This is a genomic window from Microbacterium sp. (genome assembly GCF_036566905.1).
GTDB lineage: Bacteria > Actinomycetota > Actinomycetes > Actinomycetales > Microbacteriaceae > Microbacterium.
On the sequence record NZ_DATCVK010000011.1, the window covers coordinates 18943 to 38992 of the forward strand.

General features: G+C 69.2%; 17 protein-coding genes. 7 read left to right on the top strand and 10 right to left on the bottom strand.

Features of this window, described 5'->3' with window-relative positions:
• Positions 1 to 70: 70 nt before the first annotated feature.
• Positions 71 to 1858: a tannase/feruloyl esterase family alpha/beta hydrolase gene (locus tag VIP82_RS01255; protein WP_331905487.1), complete on the bottom strand. Its 1788-nt coding sequence runs from the start codon at positions 1856 to 1858 to the stop codon at positions 71 to 73.
• Positions 1859 to 2041: 183 nt separating this feature from the next.
• Between VIP82_RS01255 and VIP82_RS01260 the strand changes: the two genes are divergently transcribed.
• Positions 2042 to 2509 (top strand): MarR family transcriptional regulator, encoded by a 468-nt coding sequence (locus tag VIP82_RS01260; protein WP_331905488.1) that lies wholly within the window; start codon positions 2042 to 2044, stop codon positions 2507 to 2509.
• Between the two features lie 47 nt (positions 2510 to 2556).
• On the opposite strand, the gene VIP82_RS01265 is transcribed toward VIP82_RS01260, so the two are convergent.
• From VIP82_RS01265 to VIP82_RS01280, 4 genes are all read right to left on the bottom strand, one after another.
• On the bottom strand, positions 2557 to 3171 hold the full coding sequence (locus VIP82_RS01265; protein WP_331905489.1) for a PadR family transcriptional regulator: 615 nt from the start codon (positions 3169 to 3171) through the stop codon (positions 2557 to 2559).
• A 114-nt stretch (positions 3172 to 3285) separates the two neighbouring features.
• Positions 3286 to 4698 carry a vanillate/3-O-methylgallate O-demethylase gene (gene ligM / locus VIP82_RS01270; RefSeq protein WP_331905490.1) on the bottom strand — a complete coding sequence of 471 codons (1413 nt, stop codon included), beginning with the start codon at positions 4696 to 4698 and terminating at the stop codon, positions 3286 to 3288.
• A gap of 35 nt (positions 4699 to 4733) precedes the next feature.
• Positions 4734 to 5609 (bottom strand): formyltetrahydrofolate deformylase, encoded by an 876-nt coding sequence (purU, locus tag VIP82_RS01275; protein WP_331905491.1) that lies wholly within the window; start codon positions 5607 to 5609, stop codon positions 4734 to 4736.
• Complete coding sequence (locus tag VIP82_RS01280) at positions 5606 to 6544, bottom strand: methylenetetrahydrofolate reductase (protein ID WP_331905492.1); 939 nt, start codon at positions 6542 to 6544, stop codon at positions 5606 to 5608. Before VIP82_RS01280 ends, purU begins: the two co-directional genes overlap by 4 nt.
• 337 nt (positions 6545 to 6881) lie before the next feature.
• On the opposite strand from VIP82_RS01280, the gene VIP82_RS01285 reads away from it, so the two are divergent.
• From VIP82_RS01285 to VIP82_RS01305, 5 genes are all read left to right on the top strand, one after another.
• Complete coding sequence (locus VIP82_RS01285) at positions 6882 to 7865, top strand: ABC transporter substrate-binding protein (protein WP_331905493.1); 984 nt, start codon at positions 6882 to 6884, stop codon at positions 7863 to 7865.
• 116 nt (positions 7866 to 7981) lie between these two features.
• On the top strand, positions 7982 to 8809 hold the full coding sequence (locus VIP82_RS01290) for an ABC transporter permease (protein WP_331905494.1): 828 nt from the start codon (positions 7982 to 7984) through the stop codon (positions 8807 to 8809).
• A complete protein-coding gene (locus VIP82_RS01295; protein ID WP_331905495.1) occupies positions 8806 to 9630 on the top strand; it encodes an ABC transporter permease in 825 nt (274 codons plus the stop codon). Before VIP82_RS01290 ends, VIP82_RS01295 begins: the two co-directional genes overlap by 4 nt.
• Positions 9623 to 10426: an ABC transporter ATP-binding protein gene (locus tag VIP82_RS01300; RefSeq protein ID WP_331905496.1), complete on the top strand. Its 804-nt coding sequence runs from the start codon at positions 9623 to 9625 to the stop codon at positions 10424 to 10426. The genes VIP82_RS01295 and VIP82_RS01300 overlap by 8 nt, the downstream gene beginning before the upstream one ends.
• Positions 10423 to 11283, top strand: a complete 861-nt coding sequence (locus VIP82_RS01305) for a PaaX family transcriptional regulator (RefSeq protein ID WP_331905497.1) — start codon at positions 10423 to 10425, stop codon at positions 11281 to 11283. The genes VIP82_RS01300 and VIP82_RS01305 overlap by 4 nt, the downstream gene beginning before the upstream one ends.
• Before the next feature lie 38 nt (positions 11284 to 11321).
• Here VIP82_RS01305 and VIP82_RS01310 read toward each other — a convergent pair whose 3' ends face one another.
• From VIP82_RS01310 to phnD, 5 genes are read right to left on the bottom strand one after another with little or no spacing between them, the layout of a single operon-like run.
• Complete coding sequence (locus VIP82_RS01310; RefSeq protein WP_331905498.1) at positions 11322 to 12290, bottom strand: PaaX family transcriptional regulator; 969 nt, start codon at positions 12288 to 12290, stop codon at positions 11322 to 11324.
• A gap of 24 nt (positions 12291 to 12314) precedes the next feature.
• Positions 12315 to 13580 carry a cytochrome P450 gene (locus tag VIP82_RS01315; protein WP_331905499.1) on the bottom strand — a complete coding sequence of 422 codons (1266 nt, stop codon included), beginning with the start codon at positions 13578 to 13580 and terminating at the stop codon, positions 12315 to 12317.
• Positions 13580 to 15217: a phosphonate ABC transporter, permease protein PhnE gene (gene phnE, locus VIP82_RS01320; RefSeq protein ID WP_331905500.1), complete on the bottom strand. Its 1638-nt coding sequence runs from the start codon at positions 15215 to 15217 to the stop codon at positions 13580 to 13582. Before phnE ends, VIP82_RS01315 begins: the two co-directional genes overlap by 1 nt.
• 1 nt (position 15218) lies before the next feature.
• The gene (locus tag VIP82_RS01325) at positions 15219 to 16004 is read right to left on the bottom strand and encodes a phosphonate ABC transporter ATP-binding protein (RefSeq protein ID WP_331905501.1); all 786 of its coding nucleotides are present in this window, start codon (positions 16002 to 16004) and stop codon (positions 15219 to 15221) included.
• Between the two features lie 37 nt (positions 16005 to 16041).
• The gene (gene phnD / locus VIP82_RS01330; RefSeq protein ID WP_331905502.1) at positions 16042 to 17037 is read right to left on the bottom strand and encodes a phosphate/phosphite/phosphonate ABC transporter substrate-binding protein; all 996 of its coding nucleotides are present in this window, start codon (positions 17035 to 17037) and stop codon (positions 16042 to 16044) included.
• Positions 17038 to 17333: 296 nt separating this feature from the next.
• Here phnD and VIP82_RS01335 point away from each other — a divergent pair, with 296 nt between their 5' ends.
• Positions 17334 to 19970 (top strand): alpha/beta fold hydrolase, encoded by a 2637-nt coding sequence (locus VIP82_RS01335; RefSeq protein WP_331905503.1) that lies wholly within the window; start codon positions 17334 to 17336, stop codon positions 19968 to 19970.
• The last annotated feature ends 80 nt before the right edge of the window (positions 19971 to 20050 follow it).

A 20050-nucleotide genomic window follows, 5' to 3' on the forward strand; every position in this document is an offset into this window, starting at 1 on the left:
GAGCCGACCGGCCGCGGCGAGAGGGCGGGTCCTGGCCGAGCCCACCCTCTCGCGCTTGCATGCCGACCGGTCAGCGCGTGCCGTAGGCGAGGCCGGGGCGCGGCGTCTCGCAGGCGAAGCTGGACGCGCTCTCGGGGTCGCCCGAGATGTACTGGGCGATCTCGGGGTAGACGCACAGCGGGCGCGTGCGGGTCCGAGACCAGTCCGCGGGCACCTCGGGGTTCGCGGGGTTGACCGACGCGATCAGCTGGTCGGGTGCGGATCCCTGCTCGACCCAGTCGATCAGGGCGGCGAGTCCGCGGTGCTGGTCGGTCGCCGGTCCTCCGGCGACGTGGCCCATGCCGGGAACCTCGAAGTACCGGGCGAACCGCTCGGCGTCACCGCCGTTGTTCCGGTCGAGTTCGTCGAACCACGCGGCGGTGTCGTCGGGCGAGAACACGCCGTCCGAGGCGCCGTGGATCACGATCATCTTCGCGCCGCGGTCGCGCAGCGTGTCGAGGTGGGTGGGGTCGGGCGGCGTCATGAACGACATCGAGCTCTCGGTGTAGATGCCCGAGGTGGCGTAGATCTTCGACGCCTCGGTGTCGACGTCGAAACCGAGCGCGTAGCCCTGCAGATCGGCGAGGATGCTGGGATCTGCCGGCGGCGTGGTGAAGATGAAACCGACCGCCGGCGCGTCGCGGGTGATCGGGGAGCCGAACTTCCAGCCGGCCCAGCCGCTCTGGGTCAGGCCCGGGTCGAAGGGGAAGGACGAGTAGATCGCCTTGTTGTTGCTCGTGTGCGCTCCGGCGAAGATCTCACCGATCACGTCCTGCTGCTCCTTCGTGAGGCAGGTTCCGTTCCGCTCCCCCGTGCACCGCGGCACGTCCCGCTTGATCGAGAACGCCTGCTGACACGTCGTGCTGTTCTGGACCATGCCGTCGGCCAGACCGTCGAGGCCGTCGCAGCGGGCCAGGATCGCCTGGGCGACGAGCGTCCGCTCGGCCGGGGTGAAAGCGGTGCTCAGGTCTGCGGGAGTCGTGGCGACTGTCGCCCACTGCTGCGCGCCCCACAGCTGGGCGACCGCTGCCTGCGGCAGGTTGAAGCCCGGCGAGATGGCGAGGAAGCCGTCGTACTCGTCGGCGTAGCGCGCGGCGGCCACCATCGTGTGACGGCCTCCGTTCGATCCGCCCGTGATGTAGGAGCGATCCGGTCCGCGGCCGTATGCATCGGTGATCAGAGCCTTGGCCATCGGCGTGAGTGTGCCGACGGCCTGGTAGCCGTAGTCCAGACGCGCCTGCGGTTCGCGACCGAACAGCGGATTCTGGCTGCCGTTGTGGCCGGCGTCGGAGCTGATGACAGCGAACCCCATCTGCAGTCCGCTCTCGCCCCCGCGCGTGGCGCCGAGCGCGGGGGCGATCGAGCCGTCCAGACCCCCGTTGCCCTGGTAGAGGAAGCGCCCCGCCCAGGCCGAGGGGAGCCGCATCTCGAACCCGATGGCGTACGTCTGGCCGTCGAACGTGCTCACGCGCTCGTTCATCGTGCCGCGCACTAGGCAGTGCTCGCCGATCGGCTGGCCACCGTTGCTGACCGTGCCCGCCGCCACCCGCGAGACCTGGGTGATCTTCGTCGAGGGGAAGGCGAAGTCCACGAGACTCTCGCACGCCTGCAGCGTGCCCGGCTGTGCGGGCGAGAGCTGCGGCAGCGAGCTCGTGCTCCCTGGCGGCGCGGCGGCGGCGGGCATTGCGAGGCCGACAGTGAGGACGACGGATGCTGCGGCCGCACCCACCAGCGCCGACAAGCGGTGTCGCCGACGGGCGTGCCGAGATCGTGCGTCTCGGGGGATGCCCCCGCGTGTGCCGTCGAAGAAGCGTGACATGGAGTCCTCTTCCGGGTCCGGTCCGGCGAGGTCGTTCTCCCCGGACGATCGGGATGCCCGCTTCGTTGCGGGTGTGCTGACAAGCTAGAGAAATTAGTTGCGCATTGCAACTGTTCTCTCAGTGAGCGGGTGTCGGCGTGGCTAGAATTCGAGTCACAGGTCGGGGCACGGAACGGGGATTCGTTGGCACAGGGGAGCGACGCGCGCGCCGCAGGACACCTCGCCGGCAATCCCGGCTTCCTCTCCGCTCGGTTCACATCGGTCGCCGCAACCGTGTCCAACCGGGTGCTCGCCCCCTACGGACTGCGCGCCCGCAGCTACTCCCTCGTCGAGGTGGCCGTGGCATCCGGGGGCCTGTCGCAACGAGACATCGGGCGCATCCTCTGCCTCGACAAGGCGCACGTCGTGCGACTCGTGGATCAGGTCGCCGCGATGGGGCTCGTCCTGCGCACAAGGGATCCCCGCGACGGCCGCGTCTGGCTGATCCGGGCCACGCCGCAGGGAGCCGCGATCGCGGAGGAGGCCGGCCGCGCGCTCGACGTCGCCTTCGGGCAGCTGCTGCGGCGCCTGAGTGAGACGGAGCGCGACGCAGCGATGACGACGCTGCAGCGACTCGCGTTCGACCTCGAGGCCTCCGACGACGAAGACTGAGCCCTGCCGTCGGCGCGGACGGGAACTCGCCCCGTGCTGTCGGAGGCCTATGCCTTCGCGATACCGGAGACCTCGGCTTCGGCGCCGTCCAGGCGGTCCACGAGCTCGAGGCCGCGGCGCGCCCAGGCGATCTCACCCTGCGCGCGCTCGACGAGCCCTTCGTAGGCGAAGCGCTTGTAGGCGATGGTGCGCTCACGGTCGGCGTCGGCGGTGACCGCGAGGCGGCGCACCAGCATGGGGTTGGCGACGGCGTCGATGCGGTCGAGCTCGCCCTCCCACTGGGCCAGCTCGCCGGCCCACTGCGCGATATGCCGCTCGAGGAACCCGCGCGCATCCTCGGGCGTGGCGGCCTCGAGGTAGGCGGCTCGCAGGTGAGCGGGGTCGCGAACCCGCTGGTAGTCCAGGGGAGAGGCCATCCAGTCGAGGAACGCCCGGTTGCCGGCATCCGTCACGTGGTACATGCGGCGCGTGCCGCGCTCGCCGCGCGTCTGCTCCTCGCCCTCGATGAGGCCGAGCTCCTCCATCTTGCGCAGCTCGGGGTAGATCTGGGAGTCGGGCGCATGCCACACGTGTCCGACGGACTGGTGGAACTGCTTCTGCAGGTCGTACCCCGACAGCGGACCCACCCGCAGGATCGCCAACAGCGCGTACCGCAGACTCATGCGACTCCTTTCCCTCCACGAGAGTAGCGATCAGCGGATGCCGCGCCCCGCCGGCTCGGCGGAATGGTACGAGGGGGCCCGCCCGAGCGGGCGGACCCCCTCGGGTCTCGTGGGTCAGGCGGGCTGGGGCTCGTACCCGGTGCGCCAGCCGCCGTGGTAGCTCTGACGCACCACGGTGGAGTACGGCACGGGCGAGACCACCGCGCGGACTTCGAGCTGCTGGTGCGGTTCGACCGAGGCCTTCTTGGTGCCGCCGTTCGGCTCGCCCCACACGACCGTCACCTCGGCGCCCTCCGGCACGTCCGGGTTCACGGTCGCGAGCGAGAGTGCGCGCTTCTCGTTGGCGCTGTACCCCGTGAACATAGAGAAGCCCACGACGCTGCCGTCGGCATCCGTCACCGAGTCGTAGTTCGCCGACCCGTAGTTCGCCAGCGGCAGGTCGAAGAACTTGTAGCTGTCGCCTTCGACGTCGAACAGCGACGCGAAGATCTTCGTCACGTCCTCGGGGTTCCACGCGAGCGTCACCTTGCGGCGCTGCGTCTCGGGGTCGACCTTCTCGAGCGCGTCGCGGCCGATGAAGTCGTGGTCGAACTTCACGAACGAGCCGTAGCCGAGCTCCCAGGGCGTCAGGTAGTAGTCCTCGATGTTCTCCGACACGAACGAGCCGGCGAGCGTGCCGGTGGCCTCGTAGCTGTCGACGCCGAGCCACTCGCGGTAGCCGCGCTCGGCCTCGCCGGAGTAGATGGCGGGCAGCGGCGACGGGATCCAGCCCGACTCGAGGGTGTTCGACGGGTACGCGCGCGAGCCGACCGGGACGAGGCCGAACTCCGCGCCCGCCTCGACGATGATGTCGCGGACGCGGTGGTGGTCCTCGTACGGTCCCCATACCTCGAGGCCGGGCGCTCCCGCCATGCCGTGGCGCAGGGTGCGGACGTTGGCGTCGCCGATCTGCATCTCCGACATGCTGAAGAACCTCAGCTGCTCGAGGGGTCCGCCGTTCAGCTTCTCGATGACCTGCCATGCCGCCGGGCCCTGGATCTGGAACCGGTAGTAGCGCCGGCTGACGGCGTCGCCATAGGGACGCGAGGGCGAGCGGCGGTCGACGGTGACGTCGAGGTTCGCATAGCCGCCGGTCTCGCCGTGGTACAGCAGCCAGTTCGATGCCGGCGCCCGACCGACGTAGACGTACTCGTCCTCGGCCTCGTGGAACAGGATGCCGTCGCCGATGACGTGCCCCGACGCGGTCGTCGGCACGTACTGCTTGGCGCGGTTCACCGGGAAGGTCGCCACGGAATTGATCGCGGTGTCGGAGATCAGGCGGATCGCATCCGAGCCCTTGAGGAACACATTGTCCATGTGGTGGGACTGGTCGTAGAGCACGGCGGTGTCGCGCCATGCTTTCTGCTCCTTGATCCAGTTCTGGAAGTCCGCGGGGACGACCGGATAGATGTACGAGCCGATCTGCGAGTTACGCAGCATCTCGACGGCGTTCTGGCCGTCGAGTAGCTCCTGCAGATTCTTCGCCATGGGGAACCTCTCTGTTCGTGGGGTGTGGTTCGGGATTACGTGAAGACGATCGTGCTGTTGCCGTGGCGGATCACGCGGTCTTGCGCGTGCCATTCGACCGCCCGCGAGAGCACCGCGCGCTCGACGTACGCGCCGCGGGCCTGCAGGTCTCCGGCGGTCATCGCGTGCGTGACGCGGGCGACGTCCTGCTCGATGATCGGCCCCTCGTCGAGGTCGGCGGTGACGTAGTGGCTGGTCGCGCCGATGAGCTTGACGCCGCGCTCCTTGGCCTTGCGGTAGGGGGCCGCACCGATGAACGCGGGCAGGAACGAGTGGTGGATGTTGATCACCGGCACGCCGACCTCTTCGAGGAAGCGATCCGACAGGATCTGCATGTAGCGGGCCAGCACGACGAAGTCGACGTTGCCCTTCAGCAGCTCGACGATCCGTGCTTCGGCGGCCGACTTGTCGGCTCCCTGCGAGGGGACGTGGAAGAACGGGATGCCGAAGCTGCGGACGTCCTCCGCGGTGTTGGTGTGGTTCGAGATGACCATCGGGATCGTGACCGGCAGCTCGCCGCGACGGTGTCGCCAGAGCAGCTCGAGCAGGCAGTGGTCCGACGTCGAGGCGAGGATCGCCATGCGCTTGGGGATCGACTGGTCGGTCAGTCGCCACTCGAGACCGAGCGGGCCGAGCGTCTCGTCGAGGTCGGCCTCGATCGCGGGCAGGGCCGCCTGCAGGTCGACGCGGTGGAAGACGACGCGCTGGAAGAACTCGCCGCCCTCGGGGTTGTCGGAGTACTGGTCGAGCGTCACGATGTTGCCGAGATTGCGCGCGACCAGCGCGGTCACCGCAGCGACGATGCCGGAGCGGTCGGGGCCGTGCACGATCAGGCAGGCGTGATCCCGCCGCACGTCGAGGTGCGGCGTCATCGCCGCGCCCCGTGCGCCTGCGCGGCGACGAACTCCCGCGCCCACTGCGACGTGGCGAGCAGGCCGCCGAACGTGTAGAAGTGCAGCTTGACGTCGCCGTACGCGCTCGTCGCGCCCGTTCCCGCCGCCGCTGTGTCCATCGAAGCGCCGGCCGGCTGAGGGGCCGAGGTCAGGCGCTCGGCCAGGTCGGAGACGAAGCGGTCGGGGCCGGCGGTGCCCATGAGGTTGGTGAGCGAGAACCCGTACTTCTTCACGATCATCGCGTTCGCACCGATGCCGAAGCGGCGCGCGAAGCCGAGCAGCCGCTTGATGCCGGCAGGTCCGGGCGTGCCGATGCGGATCTGCGCGTCGATGCCGCGATCGCGCACCTGGCCGATCCAGGTCATCACCGGATCGGTGTCGAACGCGAACTGGGTCAGGACGACGGCATCCAGTCCCTCCTGCGCCAGCGTGAGCGCCTTCTCGTCGAGGTGGCGCCAGAGCACGTCGGCGGGGATGTCGGGGTGGCCCTCGGGATATCCCGCGATCGACACCTCGCGCACGCCGAACTTCTGCAGCACGCCCGACCGGATCACGGTCAGCGCGTCGGGGTACGGACCTTCGGGCTCGGCCGGGTCGCCGCCGACCGCGAACACGTGCTCGGTCGCGCCGACCTCCTGGAGGCGCCCGAGGAACTGCTCGAGCTCGTCCTGCGACCGCAGCCGCCGCGCCGACAGGTGTGGGACGGGGATGAACCCCATCTCCTTGACGGCCTTTGCGGCCGCGACGCGCATCTCGAGGTCTTCGTTGCCGAGGAAGGTCACGTTGACCTTCGTCCCCTGCGGGATCGTGTCGCGCGCCTCTTCGAGGCCGGCGATGTCCTTGCCGGTCATCTCGAGCGAGAAGCCGTCGACGAGGGCGGCCGCCGAGGGCGATGCGGGGGTCGCGTGGGCCATGAGAGAGGTCCTTTCCTCTTCCGGGTGCGTCTCTGCACCGCGGTAAACCGAGAATACCTATGACCATAGGTAATGGCAATAGGCACGCAGTGCGTGCGGACCCATCCTGCGCGGGGCGGCTCGCGACGCACGCCACGATTTCCATTGAGCGGATGCCGCGGCGCGAAGTCCCGGGCTGATTCATGCAATCCGTGACGCGCGTCACAAAAGCATTGACAATCGACGCTGAGAGGCGCACGATGACTCTTGTCCGGCACGCCGCGGTGCCGACCCCGACTCCTGGTCGGACGGACGCGGCTGACGGCACCCACAGCACCCGCTTCTGAGAGGCCCGTCAATGAAGAAGAGTCTTGTCACCCTCGGCGTACTCGCCGCCGCCGCGCTCGCGCTCAGCGGCTGCACCGATTCCGCCGATACTCCGTCCTCCACCCCGTCCGGCGACGCCGGCGGCGGGGAGCTCACCAAGGTCCGCGTCGCCGCGCTGCCCATCGCCGAGACCGGCGCCCTCTGGGCGGCGATCGACGAGGGCATCTTCGAGGATCACGGCCTCGAGATCGAGGTCGTGCCCGCCCAGGGTGGCGCCAATGCCATCCCGGCGCTGCTGAGCGGCGACATCCAGTTCGCCATCGGTCAGCCGTTCGGCCCCATCCGCGCGGACGTCCAGGACCTCGGCGTCGTGATCGTGGGCAACTACGCCAACAGCCTCGCCGAAGGCGACGACGTCAACGCGGTCGTCGCGCTGGGCGACTCCGGCATCACGCGGCCGGCCGATCTCGCCGGCAAGAAGGTCTCGGTGAACACCATCGGCGCCGCCGGAGACCTGACCATCCGCAAGGCCGTCCAGGACGACGGCGGCGATCCGTCGACGATCGAGTTCGTCGAGGTCGCGTTCCCCGACGTTCCCGCACAGCTCGCCGCCGGCACCATGGACGCCGCGTGGGCCCCCGACCCGTTCCGCGCAATGGTCCTCGGCGACGGCGGCGTCTCGGTCGTCGCGCCGTACCAGGCCACGATCCCCGGGCTGTCGGTGCTCACGAACATCACGACGCAGGCGCTCCTCGACGACGACCCCGACCTCGTCGCCGACTACTCGGCCGCGATGGCGGAGGCGCTGGAGTGGGCGAGCGACAACGAGGACGCCGTGCGCGCCGCGATCGCGACCAACCTCGACATCCCCGAGGAGGCGGCTGCCGGCATCACGCTCCCGACCTTCACGTGGGACCTCGCCGACGCCGGCATCGAGGACCTCGGCACGCTGGCGGTCGAGTTCGGCTACATCGACGCCGAGCCCGACTTCGACCGGCTGCTCCAGCAGCAGTAGCCCCGTGACAGGAGGGTGACGGATGTCTCGAGTCGAGGCATCCGTCACCGCCCACGTCCCTCGAGGGTCACACCCCGCCCTCACTCACCCCCGACATCCTCACCGATCGGAGCCTCATGGCCACCGTCGCCGCCGCGCCCGCCCCCCTCAGGCGAGGTCCCCGGCGGATGCGCACGCTGCGCAAGTTCGCGCTGGGCGTGGCCGGCATCCTCGGCTTCCTCATCACCTGGCAGCTGCTGCCCACGCTCGGCATCGTCGACCCCGCCTACTTCCCGACGGCGACCGCCACGCTCGCCGACCTCGGGCAGCAGTTCCGCGACCTCGAGTTCTGGCGGAACGTCGGGCGCACCATGACCGCCTGGGCGATCGGCCTCGTGATCGCCACCGTTCTGGCGGCCGTGCTCGGCACGGTGATCGGGCTCGTGCCGTTCCTGCGCCGGGCGACCCACACCACTGTGGAGTTCCTCCGGCCGATCCCGTCGGTCGCGCTCATCCCGCTCGCGGTGCTGATGTACGGCTACCAGCTGCAGGCCGCACTCGTGATCATCGTGTTCGCGAGCTTCTGGCAGGTGTTCATCCAGGTGCTCTACGGCGTCGCCGACGTCGATTCGGTCGCGCGCGACACCGCCCGCAGCTTCGGGCTCTCACGGGGCTCGCGCATCGTGAACCTCGTCTTCCCGACCGCGCTGCCCTACCTCATGACGGGGCTGCGCCTGGCGGCGACCGTCGCCCTGATCCTCGCGATCACCGCCGAGATGTTCATCGGCAATCCGGGGCTCGGACGCGAGATCGTGTTCGCCCAGTCGGCCGGGGACTGGCCCCTGGTCTACGCGCTCGTGCTCGTCACCGGCATCCTGGGCGTGCTGATCAACCTGGTCTTCCGCATGATCGAGCGCCGGTCGCTGTCGTGGCATCAGTCCGTGCGAGGGGAGGAAGTGCTGTGACGCTGTACACGAGCACCGTGGTGACGCCCCGTCGCCGCTCGCGAGTGTGGTCGAAGCTCGGCGAGAGCACGCTCTACGCCATCGGGCTGCCCATCATCCTCCTCGTGATCTGGGGAGTCTGGGCCACCCTCGCGCCCGCGACCTTCTTCCCGCCGCCGCTGGAGATCCTCGACGCCTTCGTCGAGACCTGGATCGGCCCGGCGTTCCTCACCGACGTGCTGCCCAGCCTCGGCAGGCTGGCCATCGGCATCGTGCTGTCGATCGTCATCGGCATCGTCGCCGGCACGCTGATCGGCCTCAACCGGTGGCTGCGCGAGCTGCTCGAGCCGGTCTTCGAGTTCTTCCGCGCCGTCCCGCCGCCGGTGCTGCTGCCGATCGCCGTGGTGCTGATGGGCCCGACCGACGGCATGAAGGTCGTCGTGATCATCATCGGCTCGGTCTGGCCCATCCTCCTCAACACCATCGAGGGCGTCCGCGCCACCGACTCGGTGATGACCGAGACCGCGCGATCGTTCGCGCTGCGCCCGACGGAGCGGCTGCGGTTCCTCACCCTGCCCTCGGCGAGCCCCCGCATCATGGCGGGCGTGCGCCAGTCGCTGTCGATCGCCCTGATCCTGATGGTGATCTCGGAGATGTTCTATTCGTCGTCGGGGCTCGGGTTCAAGATCGTCTACTTCCAGCGCAACTACCTCATCGCCGAGATGTGGAGCGGCATCCTGCTGCTCGGACTGATCGGCATCCTGCTCGCGGCGATCTTCAGTGTCGTCGAGCGGCGCGTGCTTCGCTGGTATCACGGAATCAAGGAGGTCGAGCGTGCCTGACACACTGCTGAACGTCGAGCACCTGCGCAAGGTGTACGAGTCGACGACCGGGAACGTCGAGGCGATCGGCGACATCGGATTCCGGATGGATGCCGGTGAGCTGGTGTGCATCGTGGGCCCGTCGGGCTGCGGCAAGACCACGCTGCTCAAATGCATCGCGGGGCTGCTCAAGCCGACCTCGGGCGTCATCGAGCTCGGCGGTCGACGCGTGACGGCGCCGCCGCCGAACATGGCCCTGGTCTTCCAGGAGTACGGTCGCAGCCTGTACCCGTGGCTCACCGTTCGCGGCAACGTCGAGCTGCCGCTGAAGCACAAGAAGCTCAGCCGCACCGAGCGGGACGGGCTCGTCGACGACGCGCTCGTCGCGGTCGGCCTCGAGCACGCGACCAAGAGCTACCCGTGGCAGCTCTCCGGCGGCATGCAGCAGCGCGTCGCGATCGCGCGGGCCGTCGCGTATCAGCCGGAGGTGCTCATCATGGACGAGCCGTTCGCTGCGGTCGACGCCCAGACGCGCGCCGACCTCGAAGACCTGGTGCGCAAGCTCCACCGCGAACGCGGGATGTCGATCCTCTTCGTGACGCACGACATCGACGAGTCCGTGTACCTCGGCGAGCGGGTCATCGTGCTGTCGAAGTCGCCGACGTGGGTGCAGGAGGACCTCGCCATCGACCTCGCGCCCGACCGCGACCAGATCACGACACGCGCGCTGCCGCGCTTCACCGAGTTGCGCACCCACGTGTACGAGCAGATCCAGCGTGCCAAGCGCGGCGAGGCCGTCCGCCCGGAGGCCGCGTGAGCGTCGCAGCCGCCAGGGCCGCCGTCGCGGTGCCGGCGCTCTCGGCCGTCGAGACGTCGGTGCTCACGCGCAAGCCGCGGCAGCTGCTCCTGGCGTTCTTCGGCGAGTACGTGTGCGACCGGTACTTCGAGCCGCTGCGCGCGAGCGTGCTGATCGGCGCCCTCGAGAGCGCCGGCGTCGCGGCCTCCGCGGTGCGGACCAATCTCGACCGCATGGTGCACAGCGGGCTGCTCGAACGCCGGCGCCTCGGCCGTGAGATCGGGTTCGTGCTGACCGGGCACGGCAGCGAGGTGCTGCGCGAGGCATCCGGACGCGTCAACGGCCCGGCGCCTTTCGAACCCCAGGGCGAAGGCTGGACCCTCGTCACGTACACCGTTCCCGAGCACCTGCGCGACCTCCGCCATCGCCTGCGCGCAGCCCTGACGTGGTCGGGGTTCGCCGTGCTCCGCGACGGACTGTGGATCGCGCCCGGCGCGGTCGACCTCGCCGCAGCGCTGGGAGCGATCATCCCCGACCTGCCGCCGGGGTCGGTCAACGCGTTCTCGGCCGCCGAGCTCGACGGATTCCCCATGGTCGAAGCGGTGCGCGTCGCGTGGGACGTCGAGCGCATCCGAGAGGCGCACGACGAGTTCATCGCGCACTGGGAGCGAGAGGATGCGGCATCCGATCTCCCTCCGCTCACCGCGCGCACGCTGCTGGTCGCCGACTGGCTCGCGCTGCTGCGCGCCGATCCGCGCCTGCCGCGCCAGTACATGGGCGAGGACTGGCCCGCCGACCGCTCGTTCGCGCTGTTCACGCAGCGCCACCGCGAGTTCGCCTTCCCCGCGGTGCGGGACTTCGCCGCAATCGTCGGCTGAGCCCTCGCAGCGCTCATCGGGCGAGCCGCGGCGCGCGGTCAGGGAGTGCGCGCCGCGGGGACTCTCGTATACGCGGCGAAGGTGTGATGCGACACCAGCTCCGCCAGCTCCGCGGAGTGCGGCTCGAGGAGGCGGCGGAACTCCGCCTCGGCAGCCGGACCCGTCGAGTCGTAGATCATCGAGCAGACGGACAGCGCCCGCTCGAACGGGAAGTCGTCGCCGAGGAGCGGCTGGGGCAGCATCGGATCTGCGTGGCGAAGCTCGCGCCACTCGCGCATGATCGACGTTCGCAGCCGGAGCGCATCGCCATCGCGAGGCGCGCGCTCGTCATGAGGATCACGGTGGCGTGCGCGTCCGCTCTCCTGAAGCTCCGCCGCGATCGGCTCCCACCGGACCGTGAAATCGCGGTACGCCGTGGCGATGTCGTCAAGGCCGAAGGCGTCGCGTGCGGTGGTCGGCACGCTCTCATCGGGCAGACGTGCACCCACGAAGACCGTCAATTGCCCCGCTGACGGTCGATCCGCGAGTTCGCCGACGATCGACTCCACGTCCGATCGACGATCTCCGGGCCGGATCCAGAGACCGTCGTGAACGTTGCCGAAACCTGATTGCCGCAGCCGCTCTCGGAGGGCGTTGCGCGTGCCTCGCTGGTCCTCCCCCAGGGAGTATCCGACAACAGTCCATGTGCCGTCCCACGGGCGGGGGATGTGACTGCGGAAGAGCAGCTCCACGTGGGCGTCGACCGACTCCTGGCTCATCGGCGAGACGGAATACGAGGTCGTCCGCCCGCTCTTGACGCTGACGAGGAATCCGCGCTTCGCGAGGCGCTGGATCGCCGCCCGGGCGCCGGCGGGTGTCACGTCGAACAGCTCCAGCAGCGCGACCAGCGCCGCCGACGGGATGGGTTCTGTGCGCAGGTGCCAATAGTCGCCCAGGAGCACGATGAGAAGCTGCTGCGAACGGGCGCCCTGCTGGTCGCGCGGAAGCAGATCGTCGGCTGGCCTCATGGAGCGATTGTGCCAGTCAGCCGGTCACGCGACGTTCGCCGGCACGAGCGCGAGGGGAACGGCGCGCGGACCGTACTCGAGCCAGTTCATCATCCGGACTTCGCCGGCCAGCTCGAACGACGTCGTCCGCTCCAGCAGCGTCTGCAGCGCGATGCGCAGCTCGAGCCGGCCCAGCGTCGCGGCGGGGCACTTGTGTGCGCCGCGACCGAAGGCCAGGTGGGAGTTGTTCTTGCGATGCAGCACGAACTCGTCCGGCCGGTCGAAGGCTGCGGCATCCCGGTTGGCCGAGGGGAACACGAGCGCCACCGGTTCGTTCTTGCGCACCATGCGTCCGTGCACCACCGTGTCTTCCCTCGGCGTGCGCGCGAAGACGCGATAGGGAGCGTGGAGGCGCAGGAACTCCTCGATGGCCGAGGGGAGATCCTCCGGGTGGCGACGCAGGTGCTCTTGCAGGTCGCGGTCCTGCGCGAGGTGGACGACGCAGCTGCCGAGCACGGCCTGAGGCGCCCCCATACCTGCGACGATCATCTGCCGGATCGTCGCGATCGCCGTCCGCTCGGTGATCTGGTTCGCGGGATCCATGGCGGCGGCGTGCAGGCTGCCGACGAGGTCCTGCGCCGGGTCGGGGTCGACGGCGAGACGCGCGCCATAGACGCGTTCGGCGATGTCGTAGAGCTGGACGCTGCACTCGGCGATGATGTCGGCGTCCATGTCCTGGATGGCGAATCCGTAGCGCACACCGATCGCTCGCACGTGCCGCGTGAGCTCGACCGGGACGCCGAGGAAGGCCGCGAAGCAGTCGACGACGAAAGGTGCGGCGAAGTCGGCGACTCCGTCGGCGTTCCCGCGAGCGAGCATGTCGCGCACCAGCTCGTCGGCGCTCGCGCGGAACTTCGACTTATGCGTCGCGACGACCGCGCGGCGCATCACCGGATCGATCGCCTCACGATAGGCGGTGTGCTCAGGAGGGTCGAAGTGCAGCGGCGGGCGACGGGCCGATCGCGGGACGTGAGGCACGACATTCTGCACCGATGTGATGAAGCGCTCGTCCTGGGCGATGGCGACGACGTCGTCGTACGTCGTCGCTGCCCAGAAGCCACCGAAATCCTCGCTCCAGGGGAATGGATCGGTCCGCCGCAGTTCGGCGTAGTCGCGGTGTGCGCTGCCGAACGTCTCGTCCAGTGCGGGCGACCACTCGCTCCGGCGCTCGGAGCGCGTGCGCGTGTCGACAGAGGCAGACGGCACGGCGCTCTCGTCCTGCGACGTGAAGCCGAAGGGGCACGTGGCCATCAGATCACCTTCCTGCGCGCCCAGCGCGCAACGGACTCGAGGCTCACGACGACCGCGATGAGCCCGATGAGGATGCCGGCGGTCGTCTGGTAGTGAAGCGTGGCCACCGACTCCTCGAGGAGGAAGCCGATGCCACCCGCACCGACGATGCCGAGCACCGCGGACTCCCGCAGCGCGAGATCGGAGGTGAACAGGCTGTTCCCGATGAAGCTCGGCACGAACTGGGGCCACACGCCGCTGACGAACACCTGCACGCGGTTGGCGCCCGTCGCCTCGAGGCTGCGCAGCGGCGCGGGATCGACCTTGACGAGCGAGTCCGTGAAGAACTTCGCCGCGAGCGCGGTGCACGAGATCGCGAGGGCGAGGAAGCCCGCGAACGGTCCGAGGCCGAGTGCGGCGACGAACAGAAGGGCGTAGATGATGTCGGGGACGCCGCGCACGAGCACCATCAGCCCGCGCAGTGCGAGGGACAACGGCTCGAAGCGGATCAGATGACGAGTCGACAGGACGGCGATCACGAGGCCGATGATCACGCCGAAGGTGGTCGCCGAGATCGCCATGATGACGCTCTCGAAGATCCCGTAGGCGATGTCGAGCGTGAAGACGGGCGGAAAGAACCCCGAGATGACGGCGAGCGCGTTCTCCCAGATCCGCGCCAGTCGAGGGGCGTCGGCGAACAGCTGGGCGAGTGAGAAGACGAAGAGGGCGAGCACCGCGACACCGGAGCCCACGCGCAGGATGCGCGAGCGGTTCCATCCCGGCGTTGCCGGCGTGCGTCCGGCTCCGTACAGCTCAGCAGTGGTGTGCTCTTCGGCGTGCTCGGCAAGGGCCCGCTGGGCGAGGTAGGCCACGGACTCGAGCAGGAGCAGCATCACGACGATGACGAGGATGATCCCGAGAGCCCGGTGGTAATCGAGCGATCCGATGGCAGTCTGCAGCGCCACCCCGATGCCTCCTGCGCCGACGAGGCCGAGCACCGCGGAGGCGCGGATGTTGATGTCGAGGCGGTACAGCACGATCGACGTGATGCTCGGCAATGCTCGGCTGAACGTCGTCGCGACGAAGTTCTGCGACCGGCTCGCTCCCACGGCCGCCACCGCCTCGCGTGGGGCGGGATCCTGCTCTTCGAAGACATCGGCGAACATCTTCCCGATCATTCCGACCGAGTGGAACGCGATGGCCAGCCCACCGGCCAGTGGGCCCAGCCCGACGATCCGCACCAGGATCAGGGCGAAGACGAGCGAGGGGACAGCGCGAGTCACGATGATGATGCCGCGCGCCAGCCAGCCGAGGACCCGCGGTCCGGTGAAGTTCCGGGAGGCGACTGCGCCCAGGAAGACCGAGGCGATCGTGGCGAGGCCGGTTCCCGCGATGGCGATCCACAGCGTCTCGAGAGCGAGCGTGACGAGGTTCGCGGGATCGCCGACGGTAGGCGGCACCATGCGCTGCAGCAGGGCGGCGATGTCTTCCAGCCCGTCGATGAGGGCAGCCGGACGGATGTCGAGCCACCACATGCCGAAGAGCGTGATGGCGAGGTAGGCGAGGGGGATTCCCACGGTCGCGGCCGACGCGCGGGGACGGCGGGGCTCCGGATGCGCCGGAGCGTTCACCGGGGGCCGGTCGACGGTCAGTGACATGTCAGGCCGGCTTCCCCTGCTCGTACACGGCGCGGATCTGCTCCTCGGTGGTGTCCGCCGTCAGGGCATCGTGGACGAACGCACCATTCCTCACCGCTACCACGCGATCCGACACGGCCAGGGCGAGTTCGACCTGGTGCAGGGAGCAGATGACGGTGAAGCCGTCCTCGGCGCTCAGCTTCTTGAGCGTCTGCAGCACCGAGACGCTCGCGTTGGGGTCCAGCGACGCGACCGGTTCGTCCGCGAGCACGAGCTCGGCCTCCTGCATGAGCGTGCGCGCGATGGCCACCCGCTGCTGCTGGCCGCCGGAGAGGGTGTCGCAACGCTGGTAGCGCTCGTTGAGGAGTCCTACCCGCTCGAGATTCGCCACCGCACGCTCCCGCAGTGCCCTGGGATAGGTCGAGATGCCGTAGCGCGGCATCCGCAGCGAGCCGAGCGCGCCCATGAGCACGTTCTCCATCGCGCTCAGTCGCCCGACGAGCCCGAACTGCTGGAACACGAATCCCACGCGGGTGCGAAGTCGCTGGAGGGCGCCTCGGCCGCACGTCGCCGGGTTCACTCCGAGCACCGACAACGCGCCACCGGTCGGCCGGTGGCTGCCGTTGATGAGACGCAGCAGTGTCGACTTCCCCGCGCCGGATGGTCCGACGAGGGCGACGAACTGGCCGGTGGTCACCTCGAGATCGACTCCCTTCAGGACCGTCTTGTCGCCGAAGCGCATGCTGACGTCGCTGAGCGCGACACTCACGGTCCCGGCGTCGATCGGAGCGGTTGTCTGGTCGGGCATATCAGGCGCCTTCTGCATCACCGGGACGGTCATCGGGTCATTCCTCGCCGCGGCAGACGTCGGTGTTGAGCGTCTGGCAGATGGCGCTGATCACGTCGTAGTCGGATGAGGTCGCCGGCTCGAACGCGAAGGCGCCCGTTCCGCCCCACTTGCACGCCGTCTCCCCGGCGAACTCCTCACCCCACTCGGCGGGTGCTTCGCGGTTCTGCTCTTCGCACAGGCCGGCCTCGAACGCGGTGACGGCGTTGTTTTCCGTCACGGCCTCCACGATCTGGTCGCGGAGTTCCTCGTTCAGCCAGTTGCCGACGACGATCGGCGTGCCGGGGATGGGATCCGAGGTCCACACCGTCTCGGTGTCCCCCTCGGCGATGACGCCTCGATCGGGCAGGATCGTCGTCACGAACGTCTCGGCCACGAAGGCGATGTCGCAGTCCCCGGCCAGCATCTGCGTCACGGCGACGTCGTGCGATCCGACGAAGAGCGGGCTGATGTCGGCCTCGGGGTCGATACCCGCGTCGGTCATCGCCGCCGCCGCCGTGAGGTAGCCGGTCGTGGAGGCCGGGTCGGTGAAGCAGACGTTCTTGCCGGCGACGTCCTCGATCGACGAGATGGCCGAACCAGGTGCGACAACGCCCACGGAGTTCACCGCGCCGGAACCGGCCTCGGGCGTGCGCTGGTCCTTTGCGATGGGTGCCACGTCCGCGACGTCCGCAGCCAGGTAGTAGGAGAAGGCGCCATACGTCGCGATGTCGACGCGCTCGGCCACCTGCGCTTCGATGACTCCGGCGTTGCTGCTGACGGCTTCGATGCGCGTCGGGATCCCCGTGGTCTTCTCGATGGCAGCGACGACGGGCAGAAAGCTGTTCTCGAGCTCCTCGCTGTCATCGGTGGGAACGACCGCGAAGACCAGCTCGGCGGGCGCATCAGACGCGGCTCCACCGTCATCCGGTCGCGCGTTCGGGCTCGCGCCGCATCCCGCCAGGAGCAGCCCGGCTGCCATGACGCTCACGGCCAGAACCATTGTCTTCTTCATGTCGGCACCTTTCGACTTCGGGAAGACGGCCGCGACGCTTCGCACCGACACTGGTGAGAAACACATTGAACTACGTCCGTCGTTGGAGGTGTGGTCTATAAACAGAAACACGCATCGTTGCGATTGTCAACGGATCGGTTTCGCAACCGTTGACATCGTCAACCGATCATGTCAAGGTCAAACGGCAACACATCCCGCTGCGCACGTCACCACAAGTGTCGTGCGCTCGGTCAACGAAGACCTGATGGTGCGACGCTCGACGGCGAGCCCCGCTCGTGCGTCGCGGGAAGGGAACCATGTCATCTCGCTCGATCCGCGTCGGAGTCGGTCTTGCCGCGTCCGCCGCTCTCGCCCTCGCTGCCGTTCCGGCAGCTGCGGCGCCGCCATCGCAGCCGACGGAGATCCGTGGCTCGTTGCCCAGTGGCGGCCAGTACGTCCTTCACGAGCCGGAGCGATGGAACGGCACCCTGCTGACGTGGAGCCCGGGGTATGGCGGCGGAGGAGGGACAGCGTCCGCAGGCCCCTCGAACGAGGTCGTGTCGTGGCTCACAGGGCAGGGATACGCGCTCGCCGGCGCTGCGGCCGGGACGGGATGGGCGGTCGAGGACCTCCTCGTGGCGCAGCCGCAGGTCGTGGATGCCGCGACAGCTGTGCTCGGTGAGCCCGAGCACGTCGTCGCGTGGGGGGCTTCGATGGGAGGCCAGATCTCGGTCGCGCTCCTTGAGCAGCATTCCAGCACCTTCGACGCCGCGCTGCCGCTGTGCGGGTCGATCGCGGGGGCCATTCCGATGCTCAATGGTTCGCTCGACGGCACGTACGCGCTGAAGACCCTTGTCGCCCCCGAGGATGCGCGGCTGGAGCTGGTCAACGTGACGAACGAGCCGGCGCGGCAGGCTGCGTTCACGGAGGTGCTCGACGCCGCCCATCAGACGACCGAAGGGCGGGCGCGGATAGCCCTCGCCGCCAGCCTTGCCCAGATGCCGACGTGGTCGCAGACCGGGACCGCGCAGCCGGACAGACATGACATCGACGCGCAGCAGGAGCAGCTCTACCGCATCTTCATGTGGGGCGCGGTCTCGCCCCGGCAGCCGCTGGAACAGCGAGCGGGTGGGAACTTCTCGTGGAACACCGGAGTGGACTACGCCGACGCTCTCCGCGAGTCGGGCAACCTGCAGCTCGTCCGTGAGCTCTATCGCGACGCCGGACTCTCGCTCGACGACGATCTCACGGCGCTGAATGCCGGGGACCGGATCGCCGCAGACGAACCGGCTGTCGCGTACATGCAGCAGAACGCCACACCGACCGGGGACATCCACGGCCCCGTCCTGTCGCTTCACGAGACGGGTGACGCCGCACCGGTCGTCGCCCAAGCGGGAACGTACGCGGATCGCGTCCGGGCCCGCGGGCAGGCAGCGCTCGTGGAGCAGGCTTTCGTCGACCGCCCGGGTCACTGCGCCTATGCCGACGCGGAGGTGGCGGCGCTGGTCACCGCCCTGCAGGACCGGCTCGATTCCGGCCGGTGGAAGAACCTCGCGAACCCCCGAGCCCTCAACGACCGCGCCGACGCCATCGCCGAGAGCAGCGGCCTGGAGCGAGGGGGCACGTTCGCCCGCTATCAGGCGGGCTCGCTGCTGCGACCCGAGCGCGAACCGGAGGTCTTCGCGCCACGCCCTGAGGACCGCACGACACGCACGGGTGCACTTCCGGACGGGGCGGCCTACACCGCCGTCACCCCCGGCGGATGGAACGGATCGCTCGTCGTCGTGCCGGGGCGTTCCACCGCGGAGTTCGCCTCGGCGGAATGGCTGCTGCAGCGCGGCACAGCGGTGATCGGGTACGACCTCTCCGACGGCTGGGACCTGGTGCGCGATCGCGACAACGCCAGTGCGGCCGTCGCCCGGTTCACCGACCTCGTCGGCGCACCCGACGACGTGGTGCTCGCCGGACGGTCGCAGGGCGGACTCGTCACCCGGATCGTCGCCGATTCCGCACCTGCATGGCTCGACGGCGCGGTGCCGATGTGCGGCGGAGGCGCCGGAGCGGTGAGCACGTGGAACTACAAGCTCGACACGGCCTTCGTCCTGCGGGAGCTCGTCGACCCGGCGTCCGCGATGCGGATCACCGGAATCGCGGATCTCGAGACCGAGATCGCGGAGCTGAACGCGCTCGTGGCGAAGGCCGGGGGGAGCGCGGAAGGACGAGCGCGGGCGACTTTCGCGGCAGCGCTCAGCAAGATCCCCGCCCTCGACCCGGCCACGGGTGCGGAGATCACGGACCGCGACGCGCGGATCGACCGCTACCTCGTCTCCCTGCCGTTCGCGGTCGGTTCTCATGTGCGTGCAGGCTATGAAGCCACCGTCGGCGGGACGTTCTCGTGGAACACCGACGTCGACTACGAACGCGCGCTGCACGACTCCGGAAGATGGAGCGAGGTCTCGGCCGCCTACCGGGACGCCGGGCTCTCGCTCGACGATGATCTGCGTACGCTCGCTCGAGCCGACAGGCTGGAGGCGGACCCCGCAGCCGTCGGGTTCGTCGAGCGCATCGCGTCATTCACCGGCGACCTCGAGGTGCCTGTGCTGTCGCTGAGCACCGCCGGCGACGGTGCCGGCTCGACGCAGGATGACGAGGCCTACGCCACGACGGTGCGCGACGCGGGGGAGCGAGCGCAACTGCGTCAGGCGTTCGTCCAGGCGGAAGGGCATTGCACCTTCAACGCGGCCGAGGAGGCTGCGGTGTTCGAGGCCATCTTCACGAGGATCGCCGAGGGCGGGTGGCCCTCCACGTCGCCGAACGCACTCGTCGAACGGGCAGCGGCGATCGACGAGCAGAGCGGCCTCGTGCTCGGTGAGGCCCGCTTCGAGGGCCCGCGGCATGGCGGCATCCCGGCCCGGATGTGGGATGCCGACGACTGGGGCTCGTACGGCGGATAACTGAGTTCCGGACGCGCGAGCGAAGGCCCCGGGATCCGTCACTCGGATGCCGGGGCCTTCGGCCCGTTCGAGCTGTTCAC